Annotated in this window: 21 protein-coding genes, 1 tRNA gene and 5 pseudogenes; 21 read left to right on the forward strand and 6 right to left on the reverse strand. The window is 37.6% G+C overall.

The genetic code is table 11. The features are described 5' to 3' along the window. The first annotated feature begins 70 nt into the window (after positions 1-70). The 3 genes from NSQ85_RS10080 to NSQ85_RS10090 are packed head-to-tail and all read left to right on the forward strand — an operon-like array spanning position 71 to position 3,627. Positions 71-1,609, forward strand: coding sequence for an ABC transporter ATP-binding protein (locus tag NSQ85_RS10080; protein WP_002950502.1), 1,539 nt, complete (start codon positions 71-73; stop codon positions 1,607-1,609). After that, positions 1,602-2,669 carry an ABC transporter permease gene (locus NSQ85_RS10085; protein WP_002950506.1) on the forward strand — a complete coding sequence of 356 codons (1,068 nt, stop codon included), beginning with the start codon at positions 1,602-1,604 and terminating at the stop codon, positions 2,667-2,669. Before NSQ85_RS10080 ends, NSQ85_RS10085 begins: the two co-directional genes overlap by 8 nt. 1 nt (position 2,670) lies before the next feature. Further along, entirely contained in the window at positions 2,671-3,627 is a 957-nt protein-coding gene (locus NSQ85_RS10090; protein ID WP_179972896.1) for an ABC transporter permease, read from the forward strand. A 103-nt stretch (positions 3,628-3,730) separates the two neighbouring features. On the opposite strand, the gene NSQ85_RS10095 is transcribed toward NSQ85_RS10090, so the two are convergent. Beyond that, positions 3,731-4,366, reverse strand: coding sequence for an MBL fold metallo-hydrolase (locus tag NSQ85_RS10095; RefSeq protein ID WP_011225827.1), 636 nt, complete (start codon positions 4,364-4,366; stop codon positions 3,731-3,733). Positions 4,367-4,461: 95 nt separating this feature from the next. On the opposite strand from NSQ85_RS10095, the gene NSQ85_RS10100 reads away from it, so the two are divergent. The 5 genes and pseudogenes from NSQ85_RS10100 to NSQ85_RS10120 all read left to right on the forward strand — a co-directional run bounded on the left by NSQ85_RS10100 (position 4,462) and on the right by NSQ85_RS10120 (position 10,576). After that, entirely contained in the window at positions 4,462-6,948 is a 2,487-nt protein-coding gene (locus NSQ85_RS10100; protein ID WP_340781775.1) for a bifunctional DnaQ family exonuclease/ATP-dependent helicase, read from the forward strand. 144 nt (positions 6,949-7,092) lie between these two features. Beyond that, positions 7,093-7,575, forward strand: coding sequence for a cell wall elongation regulator TseB-like domain-containing protein (locus NSQ85_RS10105; protein ID WP_340781776.1), 483 nt, complete (start codon positions 7,093-7,095; stop codon positions 7,573-7,575). Positions 7,576-7,579: 4 nt separating this feature from the next. Beyond that, the gene (locus NSQ85_RS10110) at positions 7,580-8,761 is read left to right on the forward strand and encodes a pyridoxal phosphate-dependent aminotransferase (protein ID WP_340781777.1); all 1,182 of its coding nucleotides are present in this window, start codon (positions 7,580-7,582) and stop codon (positions 8,759-8,761) included. A gap of 36 nt (positions 8,762-8,797) precedes the next feature. After that, entirely contained in the window at positions 8,798-10,144 is a 1,347-nt protein-coding gene (gene asnS / locus NSQ85_RS10115; protein ID WP_179974461.1) for an asparagine--tRNA ligase, read from the forward strand. A gap of 24 nt (positions 10,145-10,168) precedes the next feature. Then, positions 10,169-10,576, forward strand: a pseudogene (locus NSQ85_RS10120) (hypothetical protein). 70 nt (positions 10,577-10,646) lie between these two features. On the opposite strand, the pseudogene NSQ85_RS10125 reads toward NSQ85_RS10120, so the two are convergent. After that, positions 10,647-11,329: pseudogene (locus tag NSQ85_RS10125) on the reverse strand (transposase); the annotation flags it as partial. 327 nt (positions 11,330-11,656) lie between these two features. Here NSQ85_RS10125 and NSQ85_RS10130 point away from each other — a divergent pair. From NSQ85_RS10130 to NSQ85_RS10185, 12 genes and pseudogenes are all read left to right on the forward strand, one after another. After that, positions 11,657-12,037, forward strand: coding sequence for a RidA family protein (locus NSQ85_RS10130; protein WP_002950526.1), 381 nt, complete (start codon positions 11,657-11,659; stop codon positions 12,035-12,037). Positions 12,038-12,211: 174 nt separating this feature from the next. Next, positions 12,212-12,865 (forward strand): 7-cyano-7-deazaguanine synthase QueC, encoded by a 654-nt coding sequence (queC, locus tag NSQ85_RS10135; protein ID WP_002950527.1) that lies wholly within the window; start codon positions 12,212-12,214, stop codon positions 12,863-12,865. Further along, entirely contained in the window at positions 12,865-13,308 is a 444-nt protein-coding gene (gene queD, locus NSQ85_RS10140) for a 6-carboxytetrahydropterin synthase QueD (RefSeq protein ID WP_179974462.1), read from the forward strand. The genes queC and queD overlap by 1 nt, the downstream gene beginning before the upstream one ends. Then, positions 13,301-14,017, forward strand: coding sequence for a 7-carboxy-7-deazaguanine synthase QueE (gene queE, locus NSQ85_RS10145; protein WP_179974463.1), 717 nt, complete (start codon positions 13,301-13,303; stop codon positions 14,015-14,017). Before queD ends, queE begins: the two co-directional genes overlap by 8 nt. A gap of 119 nt (positions 14,018-14,136) precedes the next feature. Then, a complete protein-coding gene (gene queF, locus NSQ85_RS10150) occupies positions 14,137-14,628 on the forward strand; it encodes a preQ(1) synthase (RefSeq protein ID WP_002946191.1) in 492 nt (163 codons plus the stop codon). 800 nt (positions 14,629-15,428) lie between these two features. Then, positions 15,429-15,638 (forward strand): hypothetical protein, encoded by a 210-nt coding sequence (locus NSQ85_RS10155; RefSeq protein ID WP_232087368.1) that lies wholly within the window; start codon positions 15,429-15,431, stop codon positions 15,636-15,638. Positions 15,639-15,842: 204 nt separating this feature from the next. Next, on the forward strand, positions 15,843-16,613 hold the full coding sequence (locus tag NSQ85_RS10160) for a DUF1003 domain-containing protein (RefSeq protein WP_340781778.1): 771 nt from the start codon (positions 15,843-15,845) through the stop codon (positions 16,611-16,613). Next, entirely contained in the window at positions 16,594-17,484 is an 891-nt protein-coding gene (gene rapZ / locus NSQ85_RS10165; protein ID WP_084828751.1) for an RNase adapter RapZ, read from the forward strand. Before NSQ85_RS10160 ends, rapZ begins: the two co-directional genes overlap by 20 nt. After that, the gene (locus NSQ85_RS10170) at positions 17,481-18,455 is read left to right on the forward strand and encodes a YvcK family protein (protein WP_084828752.1); all 975 of its coding nucleotides are present in this window, start codon (positions 17,481-17,483) and stop codon (positions 18,453-18,455) included. Before rapZ ends, NSQ85_RS10170 begins: the two co-directional genes overlap by 4 nt. Next, entirely contained in the window at positions 18,452-19,363 is a 912-nt protein-coding gene (gene whiA, locus NSQ85_RS10175) for a DNA-binding protein WhiA (RefSeq protein WP_084828753.1), read from the forward strand. Before NSQ85_RS10170 ends, whiA begins: the two co-directional genes overlap by 4 nt. 17 nt (positions 19,364-19,380) lie before the next feature. Then, positions 19,381-20,777 (forward strand): annotated as a pseudogene (locus NSQ85_RS10180) (C69 family dipeptidase). 82 nt (positions 20,778-20,859) lie between these two features. After that, positions 20,860-21,693: pseudogene (locus tag NSQ85_RS10185) on the forward strand (IS3 family transposase). A 208-nt stretch (positions 21,694-21,901) separates the two neighbouring features. On the opposite strand, the gene NSQ85_RS10190 reads toward NSQ85_RS10185, so the two are convergent. The 4 genes from NSQ85_RS10190 to NSQ85_RS10205 all read right to left on the reverse strand — a co-directional run bounded on the left by NSQ85_RS10190 (position 21,902) and on the right by NSQ85_RS10205 (position 23,093). After that, entirely contained in the window at positions 21,902-22,102 is a 201-nt protein-coding gene (locus NSQ85_RS10190) for a cold-shock protein (protein ID WP_014621469.1), read from the reverse strand. Between the two features lie 279 nt (positions 22,103-22,381). Next, a complete protein-coding gene (locus NSQ85_RS10195) occupies positions 22,382-22,582 on the reverse strand; it encodes a cold shock domain-containing protein (protein ID WP_340781779.1) in 201 nt (66 codons plus the stop codon). Between the two features lie 134 nt (positions 22,583-22,716). After that, positions 22,717-22,917 carry a hypothetical protein gene (locus NSQ85_RS10200; RefSeq protein ID WP_011669085.1) on the reverse strand — a complete coding sequence of 67 codons (201 nt, stop codon included), beginning with the start codon at positions 22,915-22,917 and terminating at the stop codon, positions 22,717-22,719. Between the two features lie 102 nt (positions 22,918-23,019). Further along, positions 23,020-23,093: transfer RNA gene (locus tag NSQ85_RS10205), tRNA-Met, on the reverse strand. Between the two features lie 521 nt (positions 23,094-23,614). On the opposite strand from NSQ85_RS10205, the pseudogene NSQ85_RS10210 reads away from it, so the two are divergent. Further along, positions 23,615-23,814, forward strand: a pseudogene (locus NSQ85_RS10210) (transposase); the annotation flags it as partial. Positions 23,815-23,839 lie beyond the last annotated feature (25 nt).

Here is a 23,839-nt window from a genome sequence, read left to right on the forward strand (position 1 = left end):
TGTCTCAGCAAAGGGAAGCAGTTTATGATTTCCTTTGCTGATATAATAATTATTTTTGATAGGAGATTGTATGACGAAGCCAAATGTCATTGAAATGCACGACATTACCAAAAAATTTGGTGAATTTGTTGCAAACGATCACATCAATCTCGATGTGAGACCAGGAGAAATCCATGCCCTCCTCGGTGAAAATGGTGCGGGTAAGTCAACCTTAATGAATATGCTTGCAGGCCTTTTACAGCCTACAAGTGGAACAATTAAGGTAAATGGGCAAGTTGTGTCTATTGATTCACCGTCTAAAGCAACAAAATTGGGTATTGGGATGGTCCACCAGCACTTTATGTTGGTTGAAGCTTTTACAGTTGCTGAAAACATCATTTTAGGTAGTGAAGTGACCAAATCTGGTGGTGTTCTTGATATGAAGAAGGCTGTAAAGGAAATTACAGAATTGTCTCAACGATATGGCCTTGCGGTTGATCCATCAGCTAAGGTTGCAGACATCTCTGTCGGTGCCCAACAACGTGTTGAAATCCTTAAAACCTTGTACCGTGGTGCTGATATTTTGATTTTCGATGAGCCCACAGCCGTTTTGACACCTTCTGAAATTACGGAACTTTTAAACATCATGAGAACTTTGGTTAAGGAAGGTAAGTCTATTATCCTTATCACCCATAAGTTGGATGAAATTCGTGCGGTTTCTGATCGTGTTACGGTTATCAGACGTGGTAAGTCAATTGATACAGTTACTATCGAAGGGTCTACAAATGCCGATTTGGCTGAGATGATGGTTGGTCGTCATGTTTCCTTTAAAACAGAGAAAATTCCTTCAAATCCTAAAGAAGTGGTTCTTTCTATTAAAAATTTGGTGGTTAATGAGAATCGAGGCATTCCAGCTGTTAAAAACTTATCGTTAGATGTGCGTGCTGGTGAGATAATTGGTATCGCTGGTATTGATGGAAATGGACAGACAGAACTTGTCCAAGCGATTACGGGACTTCGTAAAATTGAATCTGGTGACATCACTATTAAGGGTGAGTCTATCATTAATAAGACCATACGTCAGATTACTGAGATGAGTGTCGGTCATATTCCAGAGGATCGCCATCGTGATGGTATGATTCTTGAGATGACAGTTGCTGAAAATATTGCTCTTCAAACCTATTATAAGGAGCCTAATTCTAAGAATGGTATTTTGAATTATAATATCATAAATGCAAAGGCTAGTGAATTGATGAACGAATTTGACGTTCGTGGTGCTGGAGAATTAATCGCCGGTGGTGATTTGTCAGGTGGTAACCAACAAAAAGCAGTTATCGCCCGTGAAATTGACCGTAATCCAGATCTTCTTATTGTAAGTCAACCAACTCGTGGTCTTGATGTTGGTGCCATTGAGTACATCCGTAAACGTATTATCGCTGAACGCGATAAAGGTAAGGCTATCATTGTTGTCAGCTTTGAATTGGATGAAATTCTTGATATGTCAGATCAAATTGCTGTTATCTATGATGGTGCGATTCAAGGTATCCTAGATCCTGTTAAAACCAATAAGCAAGATCTTGGTATACTTATGGCTGGTGGACAATTGAATAAGGAGGAAGCAAATGTCTAAAAAAACACAAAATTGGGCAGTTCCTTTAATTGCTATCCTCTTGGGAATGCTGGTCGGTGCTGTTTTGATGTTAATCTTTGGTTATGATCCATTCTGGGCTTACTACGATCTTTTCTCAACGGCCTTTGGTTCTTTGAAAAATATTGGTGAAATTCTACGTGCGATGAGTCCATTGATTCTGATTGCACTTGGTTTCTCTGTAGCATCTAAGGCAGGACTTTTCAACATTGGTTTGCCAGGGCAGGCCTTAGCTGGTTGGACCTCTGCGGTGTGGTTTGCGCTAGCCTTTCCTGAATTACCTAAAGTAGTTTCTATTGTTTGTACTGTCATTATTGGTCTAGTTGCCGGTGGTATCACTGGTGCTGTTCCAGGTATTCTTCGTGCCTACCTTGGAACAAGCGAGGTTATTGTTACCATCATGATGAACTATATCATTTTGTATGTTGCTAACAATATTGTCCGTTTTGGTTTCACAGCTGATATGTTACGTTCATCAGAAGCCTCTAACAGGGTTTCAGCTTCCGCAAGTTACCAAACAGATTTTCTGTCTTCGTTAACAGATGGATCACGTTTCAATATTGGTTTCTTTCTTGCTATTGTAGCTGTATTCCTAGTTTGGTTCATGCTCAAGAAAACAACAACAGGGTTTGAAATTACATCTGTTGGTTTTAATCCAAATGCGTCTGAGTACGCCGGAATCTCATCAAAACGAGTGATTATCATGTCTATGATTATTTCAGGTGCACTCTGTGGTCTTGGAGGAACAGTAGAAGGACTTGGGACTTTCCAAAATGCCTTTGTACAAAATTCTTCATTAGCTATCGGTTGGAATGGTATGGCCGTTTCCCTCTTAGCAGCCAATTCACCAATTGGTATTCCATTTGCAGCTCTTCTCTATGGTGTCTTGTCTGTTGGTAAAACTGGTATGATTGGTGTGCCATCAGAAATTATTGATGTTGTATCAGCTTTGATTATCTTTTTCGTTGGTGCCAACTACATTATTAAATATTGGATCCGCCCTCGTCATAAATCAGTGAAAGCTAAAGGAGGACAAAACTAATATGGACTTTATTACAATCTTATCCTTAATTGTTGCCTCTATGCTGAAATATTCAGCACCACTGATTTTCACGAGTATCGGTGGTACTTTCTCTGAACGAGGGGGTATCGTAAACGTCGGACTTGAAGGAATCATGGTTATTGGGGCCTTCGCAGGTGTTCTCTTTAACTTAAATTTTGCGGATAGTTTTGGCGATGCAACACCTTGGATTGCGGCCTTGGTAGCAGGATTTATTGGGCTTCTTTATTCCTTGCTCCATGCTGTTGCGACAGTTAACTTTCGTGCGGACCATGTTGTCTCAGGTACAGTTTTGAACCTGATTGCACCGTCTTTGGCTGTCTTCTTGACACGTGTTATTTTCGGTGCAGGTCAAACACCGGCTATCAGTCATAACTTTAAAACTGTTTCCTTCCCTATCTTGAGTCACATTCCTATCTTGGGTAAGATTTTCTTTACTAATGTTTCTTTGATTGCTTATGTAGCCATTTTAGTTTCAGTAGTTTCATGGTGGATAATCTTCAAGACACGATTTGGTTTGCGTCTTCGTTCAGTTGGTGAACACCCACAGGCTGCAGATACACTTGGGATTAACGTTTATCGTATGCGCTACTACGGTGTTATGATTTCTGGTTTCCTTGGTGGTGTCGGTGGTGCGGTTTACGCCCAATCGATTTCAAACAACTTTGCTGTTACCACTATTGCTGGTCCTGGTTTCATTGCTTTGGCTGCTATGATTTTTGGTCGTTGGAATCCAGTTGGAGCTATGCTCTCAAGTTTGTTCTTCGGTTTGTCACAATCATTGGCAATCATCGGAAAACAGTTACCTGTTATTTCACATGTACCAAATGTCTATTTGCAAATTGCACCGTATATTTTGACAATTATTGTTTTAGCTGCATTCTTCGGTAAATCCGTTGCACCTAAAGCAGATGGTGTTAACTATATCAAATCTAAATAGGAACGCAAAAGAGTTTCTGATGAGAAGGCCCTTGGGCCTTCTTTTTTGTACTCAAAAAGCCCAACTTTGCCGAAATGAGAACAGCAGTGAAGGGCTTTTCTTTTTATGAAAAATGTGGGTTAAAGATTTTTTCGTGACCGATAGTTGTGTCCCATCCGTGTCCTGGAAAAACGCGATAGTGGTTAGGAAGAGTGAAAAGTTGATCTTGAATGCTAGAAAGTAATTGGTCGTGATTACCTGTAGGAAGGTCCCATCGCCCAACTGCTTCTTTAAAAAGAGCATCACCAGAAAAAACAGTTTCTTCTTTTTCAAAGATAAAGGAAACTCCACCGATAGAATGTCCAGGAGTTGGAACAACTTTAAACTGGAAGTTGCCAATGTTATAGTCCTTGATAAAATCAAAGTAGTAGTCAGCAGGATTGACAATAACATCCTCCATATCATCATGACGTGGAAGACCAGACAAATTATGGACAGGATTCATCAACCAGTCTTTCTCGGCTTCTGCGACATAGACAGGCGGGTGGTTATAAGCTTGACGGACAGCTTCAACGCTCATAATGTGGTCATAGTGCGTGTGGGTCAAGAGGATGGCAGCAACAGGTTTAGCAATTGCCTCGAGTTTAGCTAAGATACTTGAAGTGTTGCTTCCTGGATCAATGACTAAGCTGGCTGATTCGTTTTCTAAAATATAGGTGTTTTCCTGGGCAACAGGATTTAAAATTCGTTTTATTTTCATAGTTCTAGTTTAGCACGAAATTCAGGATTTTTCCAATATCAGAATGATGGCTTTGTCTTTTTTTGGTGTCCTGGATATGCTATAATAAGGTCATTATGAGTGAAAAAAGCACGAATAAATATGCCATTGTTGATTTGGAAGCTACATCGGCTTCATCAACGGCTTGTATAATACAGGTGGGAATTGTTATCATGCAAAATGGTCGGGTAATTGACGAATTTGCGAGTGACGTTAATCCCCACCAAAAACTTGATAATCATATTATTCACTTAACAGGAATTACTGATCAACAGTTGTCTCAGGCACCAGATTTCTCAGAAATTGCTAGAACCGTTTTTGAATTGATTGAGGATTGTATTTTTGTTGCCCATAATGTAAAATTTGATGCAAACTTGCTTGCAGAGGCACTTTTTATGGAGGGCTACGAACTAAGGACGCCTCGTGTTGATACAGTCGAATTAGCCCAGGTCTTTTATCCGACGCTAGAACAATATAATCTTTCTTATTTATCACGAGTCTTAAATCTTGACTTAGTTCAAGCTCATACGGCAATTGAAGATGCGAGAGCTACAGGGAAGCTTTTGTTTCATTTGATGGATAAGATTGCTAGCTTACCTAGACAGACCATTGATATGCTTTTGACATTTTCTGATAATTTGCTTTTTGAGTCTGAATTGGTTATTCGTGATGCCATAAAAGGTAAAACTAACAGCCTTTCAAAGGAATATATCATGCTTGAGGAATCTGGTATCGTACTTCGTAGACCTTTGACTTACATGTCGGAACGTAAGCTTTCTCAAGATTTTGAAACTAATATTGCTCTCTTAGGTTTAGAATCAAGAGCTAAACAAGAGGAATTTGCGAAGATAGTGAGGAGGGAATTTGACAATATTGATATTTCAATGATCCAAGCTCAAACTGGAATCGGGAAAACCTATGGCTACCTGATCCCTTTGTTAGCACAAGCCGATGTCGATAAAGTAGTAGTAGCTGTTCCAACAAAACTTCTTCAAAATCAGATTATGAGTCAGGAGGCCAAGGCCTTAGCAGAAGTCTTTAACATTAACTTTCATAGTCTAAAAGGACCACAGAACTACATCAAATTAGATGCCTTTTACCAGACCTTGTTTCGTCAGGATAGTAACCGCTTGATTAATCGTTATAAAATGCAACTTTTAGTTTGGTTGACTGAAACCGAAACTGGTGATCTTGACGAAATTAAACAGAAACAACGCTACATGGCTTATTTTGATGAAATCAAACATGATGGTAAGCTAAAGGCAGATAGTCTTTTTGTAGAGTACGATTTTTGGAAGCAGTCTTGTCAAAAAAGTCAAGAAGCTAGAGTGGTTGTAACCAATCATGCTTATCTATTAACACGTATGGAAGATGACCATGATTTTGTTCGAGGAAAGACTCTTGTGATTGATGAAGGACAAAAGATGGTTCTGGCTTTGGAACAGTTTTCACGTTATCAAGTCAATCTTACTACTCTTTTGCAACATATTCATCGTTCTCTTGATAGCGGTAATAAGACTTTGTTACAACAGCGTTTGCTTGAGAATTTGCAGTTTGAGGTGAGACATTTAATTCAAGAGCATCAACAATTCCCTCAGAAGCAGTATGATCGGCAGCAATTAAACCGTTTGCTTCAAACCATTTCTGAACTTGAAGGTGAGAGTGATGTGATGGAGATGGTGTCATCATTGAACACACTGCATTACAGTCAATTTTGGCTTGAAACAGACTATTATCAGGAACATCGCGTTACTTATTTAAATGCTTCACGTCAGGAGCTATTGAAATTATCTGATTATCTCCCAAGTGCTCAAAAAGTGATAATCGTTTCAGCAACAATTGATATTGGTCCAGATGTCGATGTGGCTGATTTATTAGGACTAAGTCAGGTACGTAAAGTAAGCCTTCCAATGGATGCTTTACGAAATCAATCTATCTGGATTGATCAAACCATGCCAATGATTGGCGTTTCTTCTGAAGAAGAATATGGAGAAGCAATTGCAAAACGACTCCAGGAACTATCTGCAATGGGATATCCTATTTTAGTATTATTTACATCTCGAAAGAGTATGATAGCTGTTTCTGATTTGTTAGATCATAGGGAAGTTCATCACTTGACTCAAGAAAAAAATGGGACAGCTTTTAACATCAAAAAACGTTTCGATAGAGGTGAGACTAATCTCTTACTTGGTATGGGATCGTTCTGGGAGGGTGCTGATTTTGCTCAACAAGATAAGGTTATCGAGGTTATCACACGTCTTCCATTTGACAATCCTAAAGACCCTTTCTATCAAAAAATAGAGTCTTTGTTCTCTAAGCAAGGAAAAAGTACTTTTGATAGTTACAGTCTCCCGATGATGGTTTTACGTTTCAAACAGGCTATTGGACGTGCCCAAAGAAGACCAGAACAGCGATCAGCTATTCTTTTAATGGATAATCGTCCCCTAGTTAAGAGCTATGGAAAACTGTTCATAAAGGAAGTATCACAAGAAGTCAGCCTTAGACATGCACCATTTAAGCAGCTAAAAGAGGATATTCAAGAATTCTTAGAAAAAGAGTGTTAATTTTTTAGGCAAAGATTTTCTAAGACGACAGAGTTTCTACGCATTTCCTGAGTCATAAAAAGATAGTTATTACTAGTGATATAGCTATGTAAAGATTTATCTTTTTCTGATATAATAAACTCAGAAACTTTTTTAGGAGGCATTATGCGTAAACAACGACAACCGTGGACAAAAAAGCAACAGCTTATTTTTGGAATGATTGTTCTCGTTGCGACTGTAATTATATCCATTACAGCAATACTAGTTGTTGCGGTAAAGCCTTATGTCGATGCTGAGAAGCAAGTGATTGCCATAGCTAAGACCAAAGCAGATATCCATACTGTTTCTGAATTTAATATCTACAACGGTAAGGCTACCTATTATGGCCTTCTTGGACAGTCAAGTAAGGGTGAAAAATTAGCTCTTATCGTCAGTGAGGATTCAGGTGTGGTCGATATCTATAAGCAATCTGATGGTATAAGTAAGTCAGTGGCTAAAAAAGCAGCTAAAGCCTATGGTGCCAAGGACATAGCCTATGTACACTTAGGAAAATATGGCAAAACTCCTATTTGGGAAGTGAAGTCAGGGACCCGGTATTACCTGGTTGATTTTATCTCAGGTCAGGTTATTAAAGTAGAAGGACTATAATGAAATGACAAAATTATCAAATCGTGTATTACAAATGGAAGAAAGTGTTACTTTAGCTGCCAGTGCGCGTGCTAAAGCTCTTAAAGCTAAGGGACGTGATATCTTGAGTTTAACACTTGGTGAGCCAGATTTTGTTACACCTAAGAATGTTCAAGATGCTGCGATTGCATCTATTAAAAATGGGAAAGCAAGTTTTTATACCGTGGCTTCTGGGCTTCCAGAACTCAAAGATGCTGTTAGCACTTATATGGAAAATTTCTATGGCTATACTGTGAAACCTAGCGAGATTGTTGTTGGCACAGGTGCTAAGTTTATCTTGTATGCCTTCTTTGCTACGGTTATCAATCCTGGTGATGAAGTCATTATTCCAACACCTTGCTGGGTTTCTTACGTAGACCAAGTTAAAATGGTTGAAGGTGTTCCAGTTACTTTACAAACGACTGAAGCAAATCACTTTAAAGCTACAGTTGAGCAACTTGAAGCAGCTCGTACTGAAAAAACCAAGGTTGTCTTGCTTAATTCTCCATCAAATCCAACCGGAATGATTTACAGTAAAGAAGAATTGCAATCAATTGGTGACTGGGCAGTTGAGCATGATATTTTGATTTTAGCTGATGACATTTATGGTCGATTAGTCTATAATGGCAATACTTTCACACCAATTTCAAGCTTGTCAGATGCTATTCGTAAGCAAACAATTGTTATTAATGGCGTTTCTAAGACATATGCAATGACAGGTTGGCGTGTGGGATTTGCTGTCGGAGAACCAGAAATTATCTCAGGAATGGCGAAGATTATCAGTCAAACGACATCAAATCTTACGTCAGTTTCTCAATACGCTGCTATTGAAGCTTTAACCGGTGATCAGTCTTCTATCGAAGAGATGCGTCAAGCCTTTGAAGAACGTTTGAATACGATTTATCCACTCTTAGCTGAAGTACCTGGATTTGAAGTTATCAAACCTCAAGGTGCCTTTTACCTTTTTCCTAATGTAAAAAAAGCTATGGAAATCAAAGGCTATACAGATGTCAATGATTTTACCAATGCCATCCTTGAAGAGGCAGAGGTGGCTTTAGTGACAGGTGCGGGATTTGGTGCTCCTGAAAATATTCGTCTTAGCTACGCTACAGATTTGGATACTCTGAAAGAGGCTGTTCGTCGTATCAAAGCTTTTATGGAAAAATAAATATAATATAGTTTAAAAGAAAAGAGAAGTAATTACATGTCTAAACAATTAGTTTCAATTATTGATGTACCTAAACACATCGGTGAAGAAATCACTATCGGGGCTTGGGTTGCTAACAAATCAGGAAAAGGTAAAATTGCTTTCTTGCAATTGCGTGATGGAACAGCCTTTTTCCAAGGGGTTGCTTTCAAACCAAACTTTATAGAAAAATTTGGTGAAGAAGAAGGTCTTGAAAAATTTGATACTATCAAACACCTTAGCCAAGAAACTTCTATCTACGTAACTGGGATGGTCAAAGAAGATGAACGTTCAAAATTTGGTTATGAATTGGATATTACTGATATCGAAGTTATCGGTGAGTCTCAAAACTACCCAATTACTCCAAAAGAACACGGTACTGACTTTTTGATGGATAATCGTCACCTCTGGTTGCGTTCACGTAAGCAAATGGCTATCCAACAAATTCGTAATGCCATTATCTATGCAACCTATGATTTCTTTGATAAAAATGGCTTCATCAAATTTGATAGTCCTATCTTGTCTAGTAATGCTGCTGAAGATTCAACAGAATTGTTTGAGACAGACTACTTTGGAACACCTGCTTTCCTGAGCCAATCTGGTCAGCTTTATCTTGAGGCTGGTGCTATGGCTCTTGGTCGTGTCTTCGACTTTGGTCCTGTTTTCCGTGCTGAAAAATCGAAAACACGTCGTCACTTGACTGAGTTTTGGATGATGGATGCTGAGTATTCATTCTTGTCACATGATGAGTCTCTTGACTTGCAAGAAGCATATGTCAAAGCTCTTATCCAAGGTGCTATTGATCGTGCACCACAAGCTCTTGAAATTCTTGAGCGTGACGTAGATCTTCTTAAGAAATACATTGCTGAGCCATTCATGCGTGTATCTTATGATGAAGCAATTGATCTTCTTCAAGCCCATGAAAATGATGAAGATACGGACTACGAGCACCTCGAACATGGGGATGACTTTGGTTCACCACATGAAACTTGGATTTCTAACTATTTTGGTGTTCCAACCTTCGTTGTTAACTATCCAGCAAGTTTCAAAGCTTTCTATATGAAACCAGTGCCTGGTAATCCTGAGCGTGTTCTTTGCGCTGATCTTTTGGCACCTGAAGGTTACGGGGAAATCATCGGTGGTTCAATGCGTGAGGATGACTACAATGCACTTGTTGCCAAGATGGATGAACTTAATATGGATCGTACAGAATACGAATTCTACCTTGACCTTCGTAAATATGGTTCAGTGCCTCACGGTGGTTTTGGTATCGGTATTGAACGTATGGTTACCTTTGTAGCTGGTACGAAACATATCCGTGAAGCTATTCCGTTCCCACGTATGTTGCACCGTATCAAACCATAAGTCACTTTCTAAGAGTGCAAGTGTATGAAAAAATGGTTACTCGGTTTCTCAGCTTTACTTTGTTTGGTTTTAATGGCTGCTTGTAGCAAATCTACTTCCTCTTTACAAGGAGAGTGAAAAGCTCAGTATGCTCATAAAAAATATTATAAGAGCATTTTTAAGAAAGATAAGGTCAAGATTGGTGAGCAGGATTATAACTATACAGTGGATGGTCCTAAGTCTAAAGATGACTTTATCTATTATTCGCTAAAAGTAAAAGATCAGGGAAAAGAAACATCTTATACAGTCTTCTTTCCGACGAAATCTAAAGAGATTGCTCTCTTTCTAGAACCAAGTGATGCTAAAGAACCTCTTAAAGGACAAATGCTCTTCGCATTCAATAAAAAGAAAAAACCAGACTACTATGACTATGTCAAAAAGTATATGAAATAATAAGAGAAGTATTAGTCTGGAGATAATTCTGGCTCTTTGTCAACTGTAGTGGGTGACGAAAAGCTAACATCTAGAGAGGACCGGATAGGTTTTCTCTTTTTGTATGTTCAGAGTGATGAAGACACGTTTCTTAAAGTTGATGAAGTTTCTAAAACCAAAGCCCAACCGTTTGATGTCTTTAATCAACTTGTTAGTCGCTTCGAGTTTTGCGTTTGAATAGTCTGTTTCTAGCACATTCTTGATGGATTTCTTGTGTCTAAGAAAAGTCCTAAAGACAGTTTGAAAGTAATGATTGACGACGTTTAAGTTTTCTTGAATGAGCTCAAAAAACTCATCTACTCTTTTTTCCTGATAGTGAAAAAGTAAAAGCTGATAAAGTTTGTAGGCATTAGCGATCTCTTCTGAAAAGACCAATGTCTTCTCAATGATTTCATGTGGTACTAAAGTTTGTCTGAAGGTCTTTGAATAGAAGGAGTTGAGAGATAGCTTACGACTGTCCTTTTGAAAAAGTCGCCAGTGATTTTTTAAATCTCAATAAGGTAGTGAATTCTTATTAAACTGGTTCATAATGGCAATTCTTGTCTTTAAAAAGGCACGTTCAAGGTGCTGGATAATGTGAAATCGATCAGGAACAATTTTGGTGTTAGGAAAGAGTTTGCGAGCCAGTGGAATATAAGCTCCAGACATATCCATCGTGATAAATTGTACCTGTTGTCGGATTTCCAATGGATACTTCAAAAAGTAGTTTCGTATACAGGATAATCCAGTTTTGCTTGAACCTCGATATGAGTATCCGTTTTCAAAAACAAGAGAAATAATGATGTTAGGGTCTTTAATTCTGATTAATTCTGTGGTATTCTTAATAATCCTCATGAGTTCTTCCCAATGATGGTTTTGTCGCTCTTCATTATAGTTCTTATGGGACTTTTTGTGTATACTTAAAAAGCTCTATAATCTCTACAGTGGTTTTACCCACTACAGATATTATAGAGCCGTAATTCTTTTCTTTTTGAAAATATATGTTTCAATTTTCTGAATATTTTGCTATAATAATAACATACTAGTCAAAGGAGAACTATCATGGCAAAAACTATTCATACTGATAAAGCACCGGCAGCGATTGGACCTTATGTTCAAGGTAAAATCGTAGGAAATCTTTTATTTGCTTCTGGTCAAGTACCATTGTCACCAGAAACAGGTGAAATCATTGGTGAAACCATTCAAGAACAGACAGAACAAGTCCTTAAAAATGTTGGTGCTATTTTGGCGGAAGCTGGAACAGACTTTGACCATGTTGTCAAAACAACTTGTTTCCTTAGCGATATCAATGATTTTGTTCCTTTTAATGAGGTTTATGCGACTGCATTTAAAGCAGACTTCCCTGCACGTTCTGCGGTAGAAGTAGCACGCCTGCCGAAAGATGTTAAAATTGAAGTCGAAGTTATTGCTGAGATTGACTAAGGAAGAGAGCCTAGGCTCTTTTCTTTTTTTCTTAACTATGATACACTGTTAAAAATAAATAATTTACGATGTTTGGGAGACACCATCGCTAAAAAAAACCAGTAATGGCGTTTTTTGGGCTCTTCCAAGGGGCCTTTTTATGTGTCCCAGACATCACGAATAAAGAGGAATATTATGAAACGTCAATCTGCTTTGGTTGTCTTTAGTGGCGGTCAAGACTCTACAACCTGCCTATTTTGGGCTTTAAAACATTATGAAACCGTTGAATTAGTTACCTTTGCTTACGGACAACGTCATAGCTTGGAAATTGAAGTAGCTAAAGAGATTGCGCAAGAACAAGGGCTAAAGCACCATGTTTTGGATATGTCTTTGCTTGGTCAAATCACTGAGAATGCCTTAACTTCTGATATTGAGATTGAGGCTGAGGAAGGTGAGGTGCCAAATACCTTTGTGGACGGTCGTAATCATCTCTTCCTTTCTTTTGCAGCTGTGCTAGCTAAGCAACGTGGGATTATTGACATTGTTACGGGTGTTTGTGAGACAGACTTTTCTGGTTATCCAGACTGTCGTGATGTTTTTGTCAAATCACTTAATGTCACACTCAACCTTGCTATGGCCTATGACTTTGTTATTCAGACTCCTCTTATGTGGTTAGATAAGGCTGAGACTTGGGCTTTGGCTGACCAACTTGGAGCTTTTGACTACGTTCGTGAAAAAACGCTGACTTGCTATAACGGTATTATAGGGACAGGATGTGGTGATTGCCCTGCCTGTCACTTGCGTCAAAAAGGTCTTGAAAAATATCTTGCAGAAAAAGGAGATGCTTAATGTTTTTTGCACCGAAAGAAATCAAGACTGAAACGGGTGAGTCACTAGTGTATAATCTTCACCGTACAATGGTGTCTAAAGAGTTTACTTTTGATGCTGCCCACCATCTCTTTAATTATGAGGGAAAGTGTAAGTCCCTTCATGGCCATACTTATCACCTTCAGATTGCAGTAAGTGGTTACTTGGATGAGCGTGGTATGACTTATGATTTTGGTGACCTTAAGAATATTTACAAAAATCATTTGGAACCTTATCTGGATCACCGTTATCTCAATGAGTCTTTGCCTTATATGAACACGACTGCAGAAAATATGGTTTTCTGGATATTCCAGACGACTAGTAAATATCTTTCGAAGGAGCGTGAACTTCGTTTGGAGTATGTACGGCTATATGAGACACCGACAGCTTTTGCGGAGTTTAGACGGGAGTGGTTAGATGACTAGAGAACGAGTACTAAAATTACCAGTCCTTGAAATTTTTGGGCCGACCTTTCAAGGTGAAGGTCGAGCTATTGGGCAAAAGACCATGTTTGTAAGAACTGCAGGATGTGATTATCACTGTGATTGGTGTGATTCTGCTTTCACTTGGGATGGTTCAGAAAAACCAACACGAATGACAGCTGATGAAGTTATTGAAGCTCTAGATGCTCTTGGAACTTATGACTATGTAACCTTATCTGGAGGGAATCCAGCTCTTTTAGCGGCTAATATGGCTGAGCTTGTTTCAAAACTCAAGGCAAGAGACGTGACCTTGGCTGTTAAAACACAAGGGTCTCGTTGGCAGGAGTGGCTAAGGGAGATTGATCAAGTAACCTTAAGTCCTAAACCACCATCATCTAAGATGGAAGTCAATATGGAGACACTTGATTTTATTGTTTCCCAGCTGGATCCTGATAAGCTTACTTTTAAGGTCCCTGTCTTTGATGATGCTGATTTGGCCTTTGCTAAAATGATTCAGAAACGTTATCAGCCAGATGTCATGTTTCTTTCAGCGGGTAATCCTGAACCAAAAGCAGAGGGTAACATTGTCCAACATCAATTAGATCGCCTCAAAGAGCTCTGGGAGACAGTAGCTGCTGATGACTCGTGGGGAAATGTTCGTGTTCTCCCTCAGCTTCATACCCTACTCTATGATAATGAACGTGGTGTCTAATCTTCAATAATTTAGATTAGAATTGAAAATATTATTGTTTTTTAAGTAAAATATATAGAATATTAAAGTGTAAATTGACCATATTATGGTCCAACAAATTAATAATAAAGGAAGAAAAAATGTCACAACAAGAAGAAATGAAAAATCTCACTCTCCTTGGGAGTAAGGAGACACCTTACATTTTTGAATACTCTCCACAAGTTTTGGAATCTTTTGATAATCGTCATGCTGATAATGATTATTTTATCAAATTTAACTGTCCAGAATTTACGTCACTTTGTCCTATTACTGGGCAACCAGATTTCGCTAGCATCTATATCTCTTATATTCCAGACCAGCTTTGTGTGGAGTCTAAATCTCTAAAGCTTTATCTCTTTAGCTATCGTAACCATGGTGATTTTCACGAAAACTGTATTAATACCATTGGTAAAGATTTAGTGGAGCTTTTGAACCCTCGTTACCTTGAGGTTTGGGGTAAATTTACTCCTCGTGGTGGTATTTCAATTGACCCCTATTACAACTATGGTCGTCCAAAAACAAAATATGAAAATATGGCCGAGCAACGTCTTTTTAATCATGATCTATATCCTGAAAATATTGATAATCGTTAATCTAATGATGAAAGTCCTTATGAGAATAATGGACTTTTTTCTTGTCAAAAAATAGATTAGGTGGTACCGGAAGTAAAGACCTTTTTAACATTATATTGGTTGGATATTAGAAACTTCTATCGTCAAAATAGTTTGATAATAGAAGTTTTATTTCTTACAATAAAGTTGTAAATCAAATTATAAGCGATTGCTTGTAAAGCTGATAGTTATTATGGTCATGGATATTCTTAAAACTATACTTATAATCCATAGTATAATAAATATTATTCAGGGTATAACTACTATGGATATAAAGGTTACTATCCGAACTATAACTATGATTATGGTTATAACAATTATAACGAATCAAGTACATATCGATATACTTGTACTACATCTTAAGTGAAGTAGCTACTATGTGAACTATAACGGTCGCTGGGTTCGTGGTGACAACTATAATAACAATAATGATGTTCTAACAATACACTAATGATTGGTTATGAGATTTTGAAAAAACGCTCCTCACTACCGTTATGAAAATGATATTCACTATTATTTGAAAGATAATGTCGATTATTACTATTATTCAAATGGTAAGTAAGTACTTTTAAAGATTCAAGCACGGATTCTGAAGCTCGAACAACCTCAGAAACAGCTTCAACAGCCGATTCAACTTTAACGCTTTTAAGGGAATTGCTTGGGCACGTGACTATTTATTATAACTAATCTCAAGAGCGGTGTTGACGACAAATAATATAGTGATGTTGAATTTAGATATATTAAATTTATTTACCATGTAGAACCAACTGGAAATTCTGATTATGTTGACTTTGATTCAGCGATGGCTGTATTTAACTAAATTAATGCACAAGGTAAAGCAGCAGGTTTGCCAGAACTTTACATGGTCTGATGATCTTTACAATAGTGCAACTCTTCTACATGCCAAAAATATTTCACACAGATATAACAGTGATGGTATTGTTTATCGTCGTGAATCTGATGGTTCAGTGGTATTTGTGACCTTCTCATGAGTCCAGATGTTACCCAAGCAGCAGTCGCTTGCGTTGTCGCTGGTGATGCTACTTACTACTGGACCTTAAACTACCAATAATAAGATTTTAAATATTGTCCCAATATAGGAGGAGCACGAGATTAGTCTTGGATTCTTTTACTTTATTAATTGAACGTTTGAGTCTTCAATGTGGTATAATAAAGCCTAGAAAGAAGGCGAAACTATGAAGGTAAAAAGAGTTCAAGATTATATTTCTAAAGATTGGTTCGACGAGACAGATGGTTCTTATTTTGAACGACTTAATAGTCGTTTACAGGTCCTTCTAAGAAAAGACTACCCTGATTTAAAAGGGGATGACTTTATAAGTAATATCAGTCTTTTAGATTATAGGTCAGTTTTTCTCGACGAGGTTATCGCAAATGCTAATGAGAAAAATAAGCATGTGCGTGAAACAGTTCATGATGTGACCAAGGGTTTGCTATACGAAGATAAGGATGTCCAGGAACAATTGGATAGTCGAATTACTTTTGGCCAAAAGGTGGCGGATGAAGTGGCCAGATTTGGTGGATCTTGGATTTTTATCTTGTCATTCATTGCTTTTATGGGGATTTGGATGGGGCTGAATGTCGTCCAACCCTTTGGTATTGCCTTTGACAAGTACACATTTATTCTGTTGAATCTCGCCTTATCTACACTGGCTGCAGCTCAGGCACCTCTGATTATGATGAGTCAGAATCGAGCATCGGATTATGATCGATTGCAAGCACGAAATGACTATCACGTCAATAAACAATCAAAGGAAGAAATCCGACTTTTACATGAAAAGATTGATCAATTGGTGCAACAAGACCAATCAGATTTGCTTACTATTCAAAAATTGCAGACAGAAATGCTAATGGCAGTTAGTCAACAAGTTGAGAAGATATCAGATGATATTCGTATTTTGAAAGTAATGAGGCTAGAAAGGGGTACTCATGAAAACAAAGATAATTAATTTAGTTGTTGTTACAGGGATGAGTGGTGCAGGTAAGACTGTAGCAATTCAATCGTTTGAGGACATTGGTTATTTTACTATTGATAATATTCCACCTTCATTGGTGCCAAAGGTTATTGAGTTGTTGAAACACAGTGAAGAGACAGATAAGATTGCTCTTGTTGTAGACATGCGTAGTCGTGTTTTCTTTGACGAAATTAACGATATTCTAGATCAGTTGGAAAGCAATGAGGAACTCAATTTCAAAATTCTTTTCTTAGATGCTACTGATGGTGAATTAGTTTCACGTTATAAAGAGACGCGTCGTAGTCATCCACTAGCGGCAGATGGACGTGTTTTGGATGGAATTAAGCTAGAGCGTGAACTTTTATCGCCACTTAAGAGTTTGAGTCAAAACGTGGTGGATACAACTAAACTAACTCCACGTCAGCTTCGTAAGGCAATTTCTGAACAATTTTCATCTAAGCAAGACCAACCTTCTTTCCGTATTGAAGTTTTGAGTTTTGGATTTAAATATGGATTGCCATTGGATGCAGATTTGGTATTTGATGTCCGTTTCTTGCCAAATCCATATTATGATCCTACTCTTCGTAACCTCACTGGCTTGGACAAAGAAGTTTATGATTTTGTTATGACTCATAAGGAATCAGAGGAATTTTACAAGAATTTAAATCATCTCATTAAACCAATTCTTCCAGGCTATCAAAAAGAAGGTAAATCTGTTCTTACCATTGCTGTTGGATGTACAGGTGGTCAACACCGTAGTGTAGCTTTTGCGCATCGTCTAGCTCAAGATTTGAAAAATGATTGGACGGTAAATGAAACACATCGTGATAAGGATAGACGTAAGGAGACGGTGAATCGTTCATGAAAAAACCAAGAATTACAGTAATAGGTGGGGGAACTGGTATTCCAGTTATTCTTCGTAGTTTGCGTCATAAAGATGTTGATATCACCGCTGTTGTAACTGTGGCTGATGATGGCGGTTCTTCAGGAAATTTGCGTAATATTATGAAACTAACTCCTCCAGGGGATTTGCGTAATGTTTTGGTTGCTATGAGTGATATGCCTAAACTTTATGAACGCGTTTTCCAATATCGTTTTGATCAAACTGATGGAGCTTTAGCTGGTCACCCACTTGGAAATCTGATTATCGCTGGAATCTCAGAAATGCAAGGGTCTACCTATAATGCTATGCAGCTTTTAACGAAGTTTTTCCATGTTACAGGTAAGATTTATCCTGCCAGCGAGACTGCTCTAACTCTTCATGCCGTCTTTCAAGATGGACATGAGGTGGCAGGTGAGAGTAGCATTTCCCAATACGAGGGCATGATTGAGCGTGTCTATGTGACTAACGCCTACAATGAAGATGTTCCGAAGGCTAGTCGTAAGGTTGTTGATGCCATTATGAATAGTGATATGATTGTACTAGGACCTGGCTCACTTTATACATCAATTTTGCCAAATCTGGTTATACCTGAGATTCGTCAGGCGCTTATAGAGACCAAGGCTGATGTCACTTACATTTGTAATATTATGACTCAGTACGGAGAAACGGAGCACTTCTCAGATGCTGACCATGTGGCCGTTCTCAATCGTCATCTTGGCTCTGATGTTATCGATAATGTTTTGGTTAACGTTAAGAAGGTTCCTCAGGAATACATGGCTAGTAATGAATTTGATGAATACCTTGTTCAGGTTGAGCATGATTTTGAGGGCTTACGTCGTGAAGCAAAAACAATTGTTTCTTCTAATTTTCTGCGACTTGAGAACGGAGGTGCCTTCCACCATGGCGATTTGGTAGTGGAAGAGCTTATGCATCTAGTGAGGAAGAAGTCATGAGTTTCACGATTAAGGTTAAAGAAGAGATAATTGCAGCCTCGAGTAAAGATATAGCGGAATTGTCAGCATTGATTAAGATGTCTGGTTCCGTTGGTTTAACGAATCATGGACTGACTCTCTCGATTTCGACAGAGAATGCAAAGATTGCTCGTCATATCTACCAGTTGATAGAAAATCGCTACCGTTGTAATCCTGAATTGAAGCATTATAACAAGACTAATCTCAAGAAAAATCGTGTTTACACTGTCTTTGTTGCTGAGAATGTCAATGATATTTTGTCTGATTTACAATTAGCAGATTCTTTCTTTGGCTTTGAAACAGGCATTGAAACGTCAATAATGGAAGATGACGATGCTGGAAGATCCTATTTACGAGGTGCTTTTTTGGCAACTGGAACGGTACGTGATCCCGAAAAAGGACGTTATCAATTGGAAATTTTCTCTGTTTATCAGGACCACGCAGAAGATTTAGCCTCTCTTATGAAAAAATTTATGCTTGATGCCAAGGTTTTACAACATAAAAATGGATTTGTGACTTATCTTCAAAAAGCAGAAGATATTATGGATTTTCTCATTGTTATTGGTGCCATGACCTCTAAGGAGATTTTTGAAGAGGTCAAAATCATGAGGGAGACCAGAAATGACCTCAATCGTGCTAATAATGCTGAGACAGCGAATATTGCTAGGACAATTAGTGCTAGCATGAAAACAATAAATAACATTATCAAGATTATGGATACGGTTGGCTTGGAGATTTTACCAGTTGAACTGCGTCAAATTGCCCAACTCCGTATTGCTAATCCAGATTATTCTATCCAGCAAATCGCAGATAGTATAGAACCTCCTCTAACCAAGAGTGGTGTCAACCATCGTCTCAGAAAAATAAATAAGATAGCAGACGATTTGTAAGTAGAAAGGAAGCTTTTATGGCTTGTACAACAATTTTAGTAGGTAAGAAAGCCTCATATGATGGCTCTACCATGATTGCACGTACTGAAGATTCTCAATCAGGGGTTTTTACGCCCAAAGAGTTCCTAGTAATAACCCCTGAAGACCAACCACGTCATTATCAGTCTGTGCTTAGCAAGTTTTCAATTGATTTGCCAGACAGTCCTTTACGTTATACCTCTGTACCAGATGCGCTTGGTAAAGACGGTATCTGGGGAGAGGCTGGTATTAACTCAGCTAATGTTGCCATGAGTGCAACAGAAACAATCACCACTAATGCGCGTGTTCTCGGTGCAGACCCTCTTGTAAAAGATGGCTTTGGAGAAGAGGATATGCTGACTTTGGTCTTGCCTTATATTAAAACTGCGCGTGAAGGCGTCCTTCGCTTGGGTAAACTCCTTGAAACTTATGGCACATATGAGTCAAATGGTATTGCCTTTGCAGATACTGAGGAAATTTGGTGGTTAGAAACAATTGGTGGTCATCATTGGATTGCCAGACGTGTTCCAGACGATGCCTATGTTTCAAACCCAAACCAACTTGGTATCGATCATTATGAATTTGAAAATTCAGACGACTATCTTGCCTCACCAGATATCCGGGACTTTATCAATAAGCATCATTTGGATTTAACCTATTCTAACGAACACTTTAATCCCCGCTATGCTTTTGGTAGCCAACGAGATAAGGACCGTCATTACAATACACCACGCGCTTGGGCTATTCAGAAATTTTTTAACCCAGAAAAGGACTATGATCCAAAATCATTCTTTATTCCATGGTGCCAAAAACCTTACCGCAAAATTACAGTTGAAGATGTTAAATACGTTTGAGTCTTCATTATCAAGATACGCCTTATGATCCTTATGGACCTCAAGGAGACGCTATGAGTCTACGCCAATTCCGTCCAATAGGTATTAATCGTACAAGTCAAACGGCACTTTTGCAAATGCGTCCTAACAAACCCTCAGAAACGACAGGTATCCAATGGTTAGCCTATGGATCAATGCCTTTCGCAACGATGGTGCCATTTTGGACTCAAGTCGGAACGACACCTACTTATTTCCGTCAAACGACAGATAAGGTTGATACGGGTAATTTTTACTGGAGCAACCGCTTGATTGCTGCAATCTGTGATCCACATTTCCAACAGCATGAAGCAGATTTGGATAACTATGTCGAAACAACTATGGCACTTGGACATGCCATGATTAATCGTGTAGATACTGCTTTGGCAAATGACGAAAGTATTGATTTTGAAACTGAAAATCAAAAGATTAGTGATCAGATACGGTTTGAAACAGATAAACTATTAGCAAAAGTTTTAGATGATGCAAGTAATTTGATGACTAATCGTTTTTCTATGAGTGATTAAAGTTATCAAAAAAGCCTTTCCAATTTTGAACTGCACCCCAAAAGTTAGACAGCAAAAATCTAACTTTTGGGGTGTTTTTATTATGAAATTGACTTACGAAGATAAAGTTCAAATATATGAACTGAGAAAGCAGGGAAAGAATCGTTATTATTCTCCTAAATTAAAACAAGAAATGATTGATAAAGTTCTACTTGAAGGTTGTTCTCAACAAAGTGTTTGCCTGGACTATGGCTCTCAAATCAAGGATTGCCTAACAATTGGATAGCACAATACAAAAATGGGTATACTATTGTTGAGAAAACAAGAGGGAGACCGCCTAAAATTCGTCGTAAACTCAAGTATTCTTTATATCAAGGAGAAGTTAGCAAGAAAGCAGATAACCTTATTCAACGCCATTTTGAAGTATCCAAGCCAATGGAGAAGCACTATACAGATGTGACAGAGTTTGCCATTACAGCAAGTAGCCAAAAACTCTATTTATTACCAGTTTTAGATGGTTTTAATAGCGAAGTTATCGCCTACAATCTTTCTACGTCGCCCGACTTAGCACAAGTAAAATTAATGTTGGAACAATCCTTCACAGAGGACCATTATGAAAATACAATTCTCCATAGTGACCAAGGTTGGCAATACCAACATCAGTATTATCATCAATTTTTAGAGGGTAAAGGGATCCAACCGTCCATATCATGTAGGGGAAATAGTCCAGACAATGGTATGATGGAGTCCTTCTTTGGCATTTTGAAATCCGAAATGTTTTATGGTTATGAGAAGACCTTTCAATCACTTAAGCAATTGGAACAAGCTATTATAGACTATATTGATTATTACAACAAACAAACGCATTAAGGTAAAACTAAAAGGACTCAGTCCTGTGCAGGTAGTGCAAAAAACTGCTTATCATTATGTGCTGTGATAGGTGGTTTTTTATATAAATCTTTTAAATATTAATTTTAATTAATAAACATTAAAAAACCACTCTATATTAGAGTGGCCCTAATTTATGATTGGGAAGTGTGAGTTTCCTCTTGCTGGCTAAGTATATCATACTCTCTCATAATTGCAACTGAATATAAAAAAACTGAAGTCATGACTCCAGCTTTTTTATATTCAGATACAATTAATTATGCTTTTGTGATATTAACTGCTTGAGGTCCACGTTGACCTACTTCAACATCAAATTCAACTTTTTGATCTTCGTCAAGTGATTTGAATCCATCAGATTGAATTGATGAGAAGTGAGCGAACAAATCTTGACCATCTTCAGAGGTAATAAAACCAAATCCTTTATCTGCGTTAAACCATTTTACTGTTCCATTTGCCATAATATATTTATTTCCTTTCGACAAAATTGTAAATCTTATTTTGCGAAAAGTGAATCTATAAAACATTTTACTCATTACAAAATCTACTCATTAATAGTAACACTAATTATACTCAATGTCAAGCTACTCTCTGATTAATAAAATCCATATCGTAGTGACATGGATTTTATTAGCTGTAGGGAAAGCAACTAATCTTTCCCTCACTCAGTATAACATTTTAATTCGTTTTTGCAATAGCAATAAATAAAAAAGCAAAGGACACCCCATGCTTTAACTCATTTATCTTTTATGTACGTTTGAATCATAACGACCACGAGACGTCATTTTGATATCAAAAGTAACCTTTTGACCTTCATCGTATTTTTTAAAATCATTTCCCTGAATAGATAAGAGATAAGCAAATACATCTTGCATATCATCTGCAATAATAAAACTATAGCCTTTGTCAGCGTTAAACCAATTTATTGTTCCTTTATTCATGTAATACATCCTTTCGCATCATCTGTAAATCCTATTTTGCGAAAAAGTGCATTCCTAAAACATTTAAACTCGAGACAAAACCTACCTCTTACTTAAGAGTAACACCTATTCTTACCAAAGTCAAATTGGTCTATTTAAAACTTATTGATTTTCTTGTGATTCCCCAGATTTTCATGAGGATTTGCTTTAGCAAGTGTCAAGGTTTCTCTATCAACCACCCTGACATCATGGTTTTCTAATTCAACAATTAGTGCATACTTATAGAGATTAATATCTCCAGAAACGACTGTTGCTTGTTCCCCATTAGATAATGTAATTTTATCTCCTGTTTTCATTTTTCACTTCCATTCTAGGCGCTGCCTATTTCACGAAAAAATTTTTACTTAAGGGTGAGTTTTTTATAAGAAAAATAAGGGCTCCCTAAAGCCCTTAAAATATTGCGGGAATAGGATTTGAACCTATGACCTTCGGGTTATGAGCCCGACGAGCTACCTAACTGCTCCATCCCACTTCGCAAGTGTAACACTAATATCAGTTAAAGTCAATTTATCATTAGGATTCATAAATTATTTAAAAAATGTGTTACCTTATCCGAACATTAAGTTATTTCTTACATTAGTAAAGCTATCACTAGATATATCACTAAAATACTTACTACAAACCCAAAAAACAGTAGGCCTATGATCGCCTTTTTTTCTTTATTTTTATTCGTTAGATGCTCCTTACTCTTATTATCAAACTGATTTTTGTTTATAGTTACACATTATTTAAAAAAGCTACCCCCATTTGAGTAGCTAATGATGAAGGTGTGGTGCTTTCGCTAAACCACCCATGAGCTAAGTATATCACTTTAATTCGAAATTACAATATCAACCAAAAAAATAGAAACCAATTTTGGCTTCTATTCCACAACAGATACTGTAATCTCATAAAATTAAGTATAGCACCTTGTTAAGCTCAATACTGATTATTAGTGATGTTATCCTTAAATCTTAGAGTCACTATTGTATAATTTAGACAAAGGACAAAAACATGAAAAAATGCTACTCAAAAGAATTTAAAGAAACCCTTATCACCTTCTATCATTCTGGTCAATTCGTCACCCAGCTGTCTAAAGATACGACGTGGCCCCTGCAACAATTTATAAATGGATAGACCTCTACTCTAAATCTAATGAAAGCTCCGTCTCTAAAGCTGATTTTCTAGAATTAAAAAGACAACTGGCTAAAGTGGTTCTGTTGCAAAGTTTTCCATTAG

Source organism: Streptococcus sp. FSL L8-0526 (genome assembly GCF_038007145.1).
Classification (GTDB): domain Bacteria; phylum Bacillota; class Bacilli; order Lactobacillales; family Streptococcaceae; genus Streptococcus; species Streptococcus thermophilus.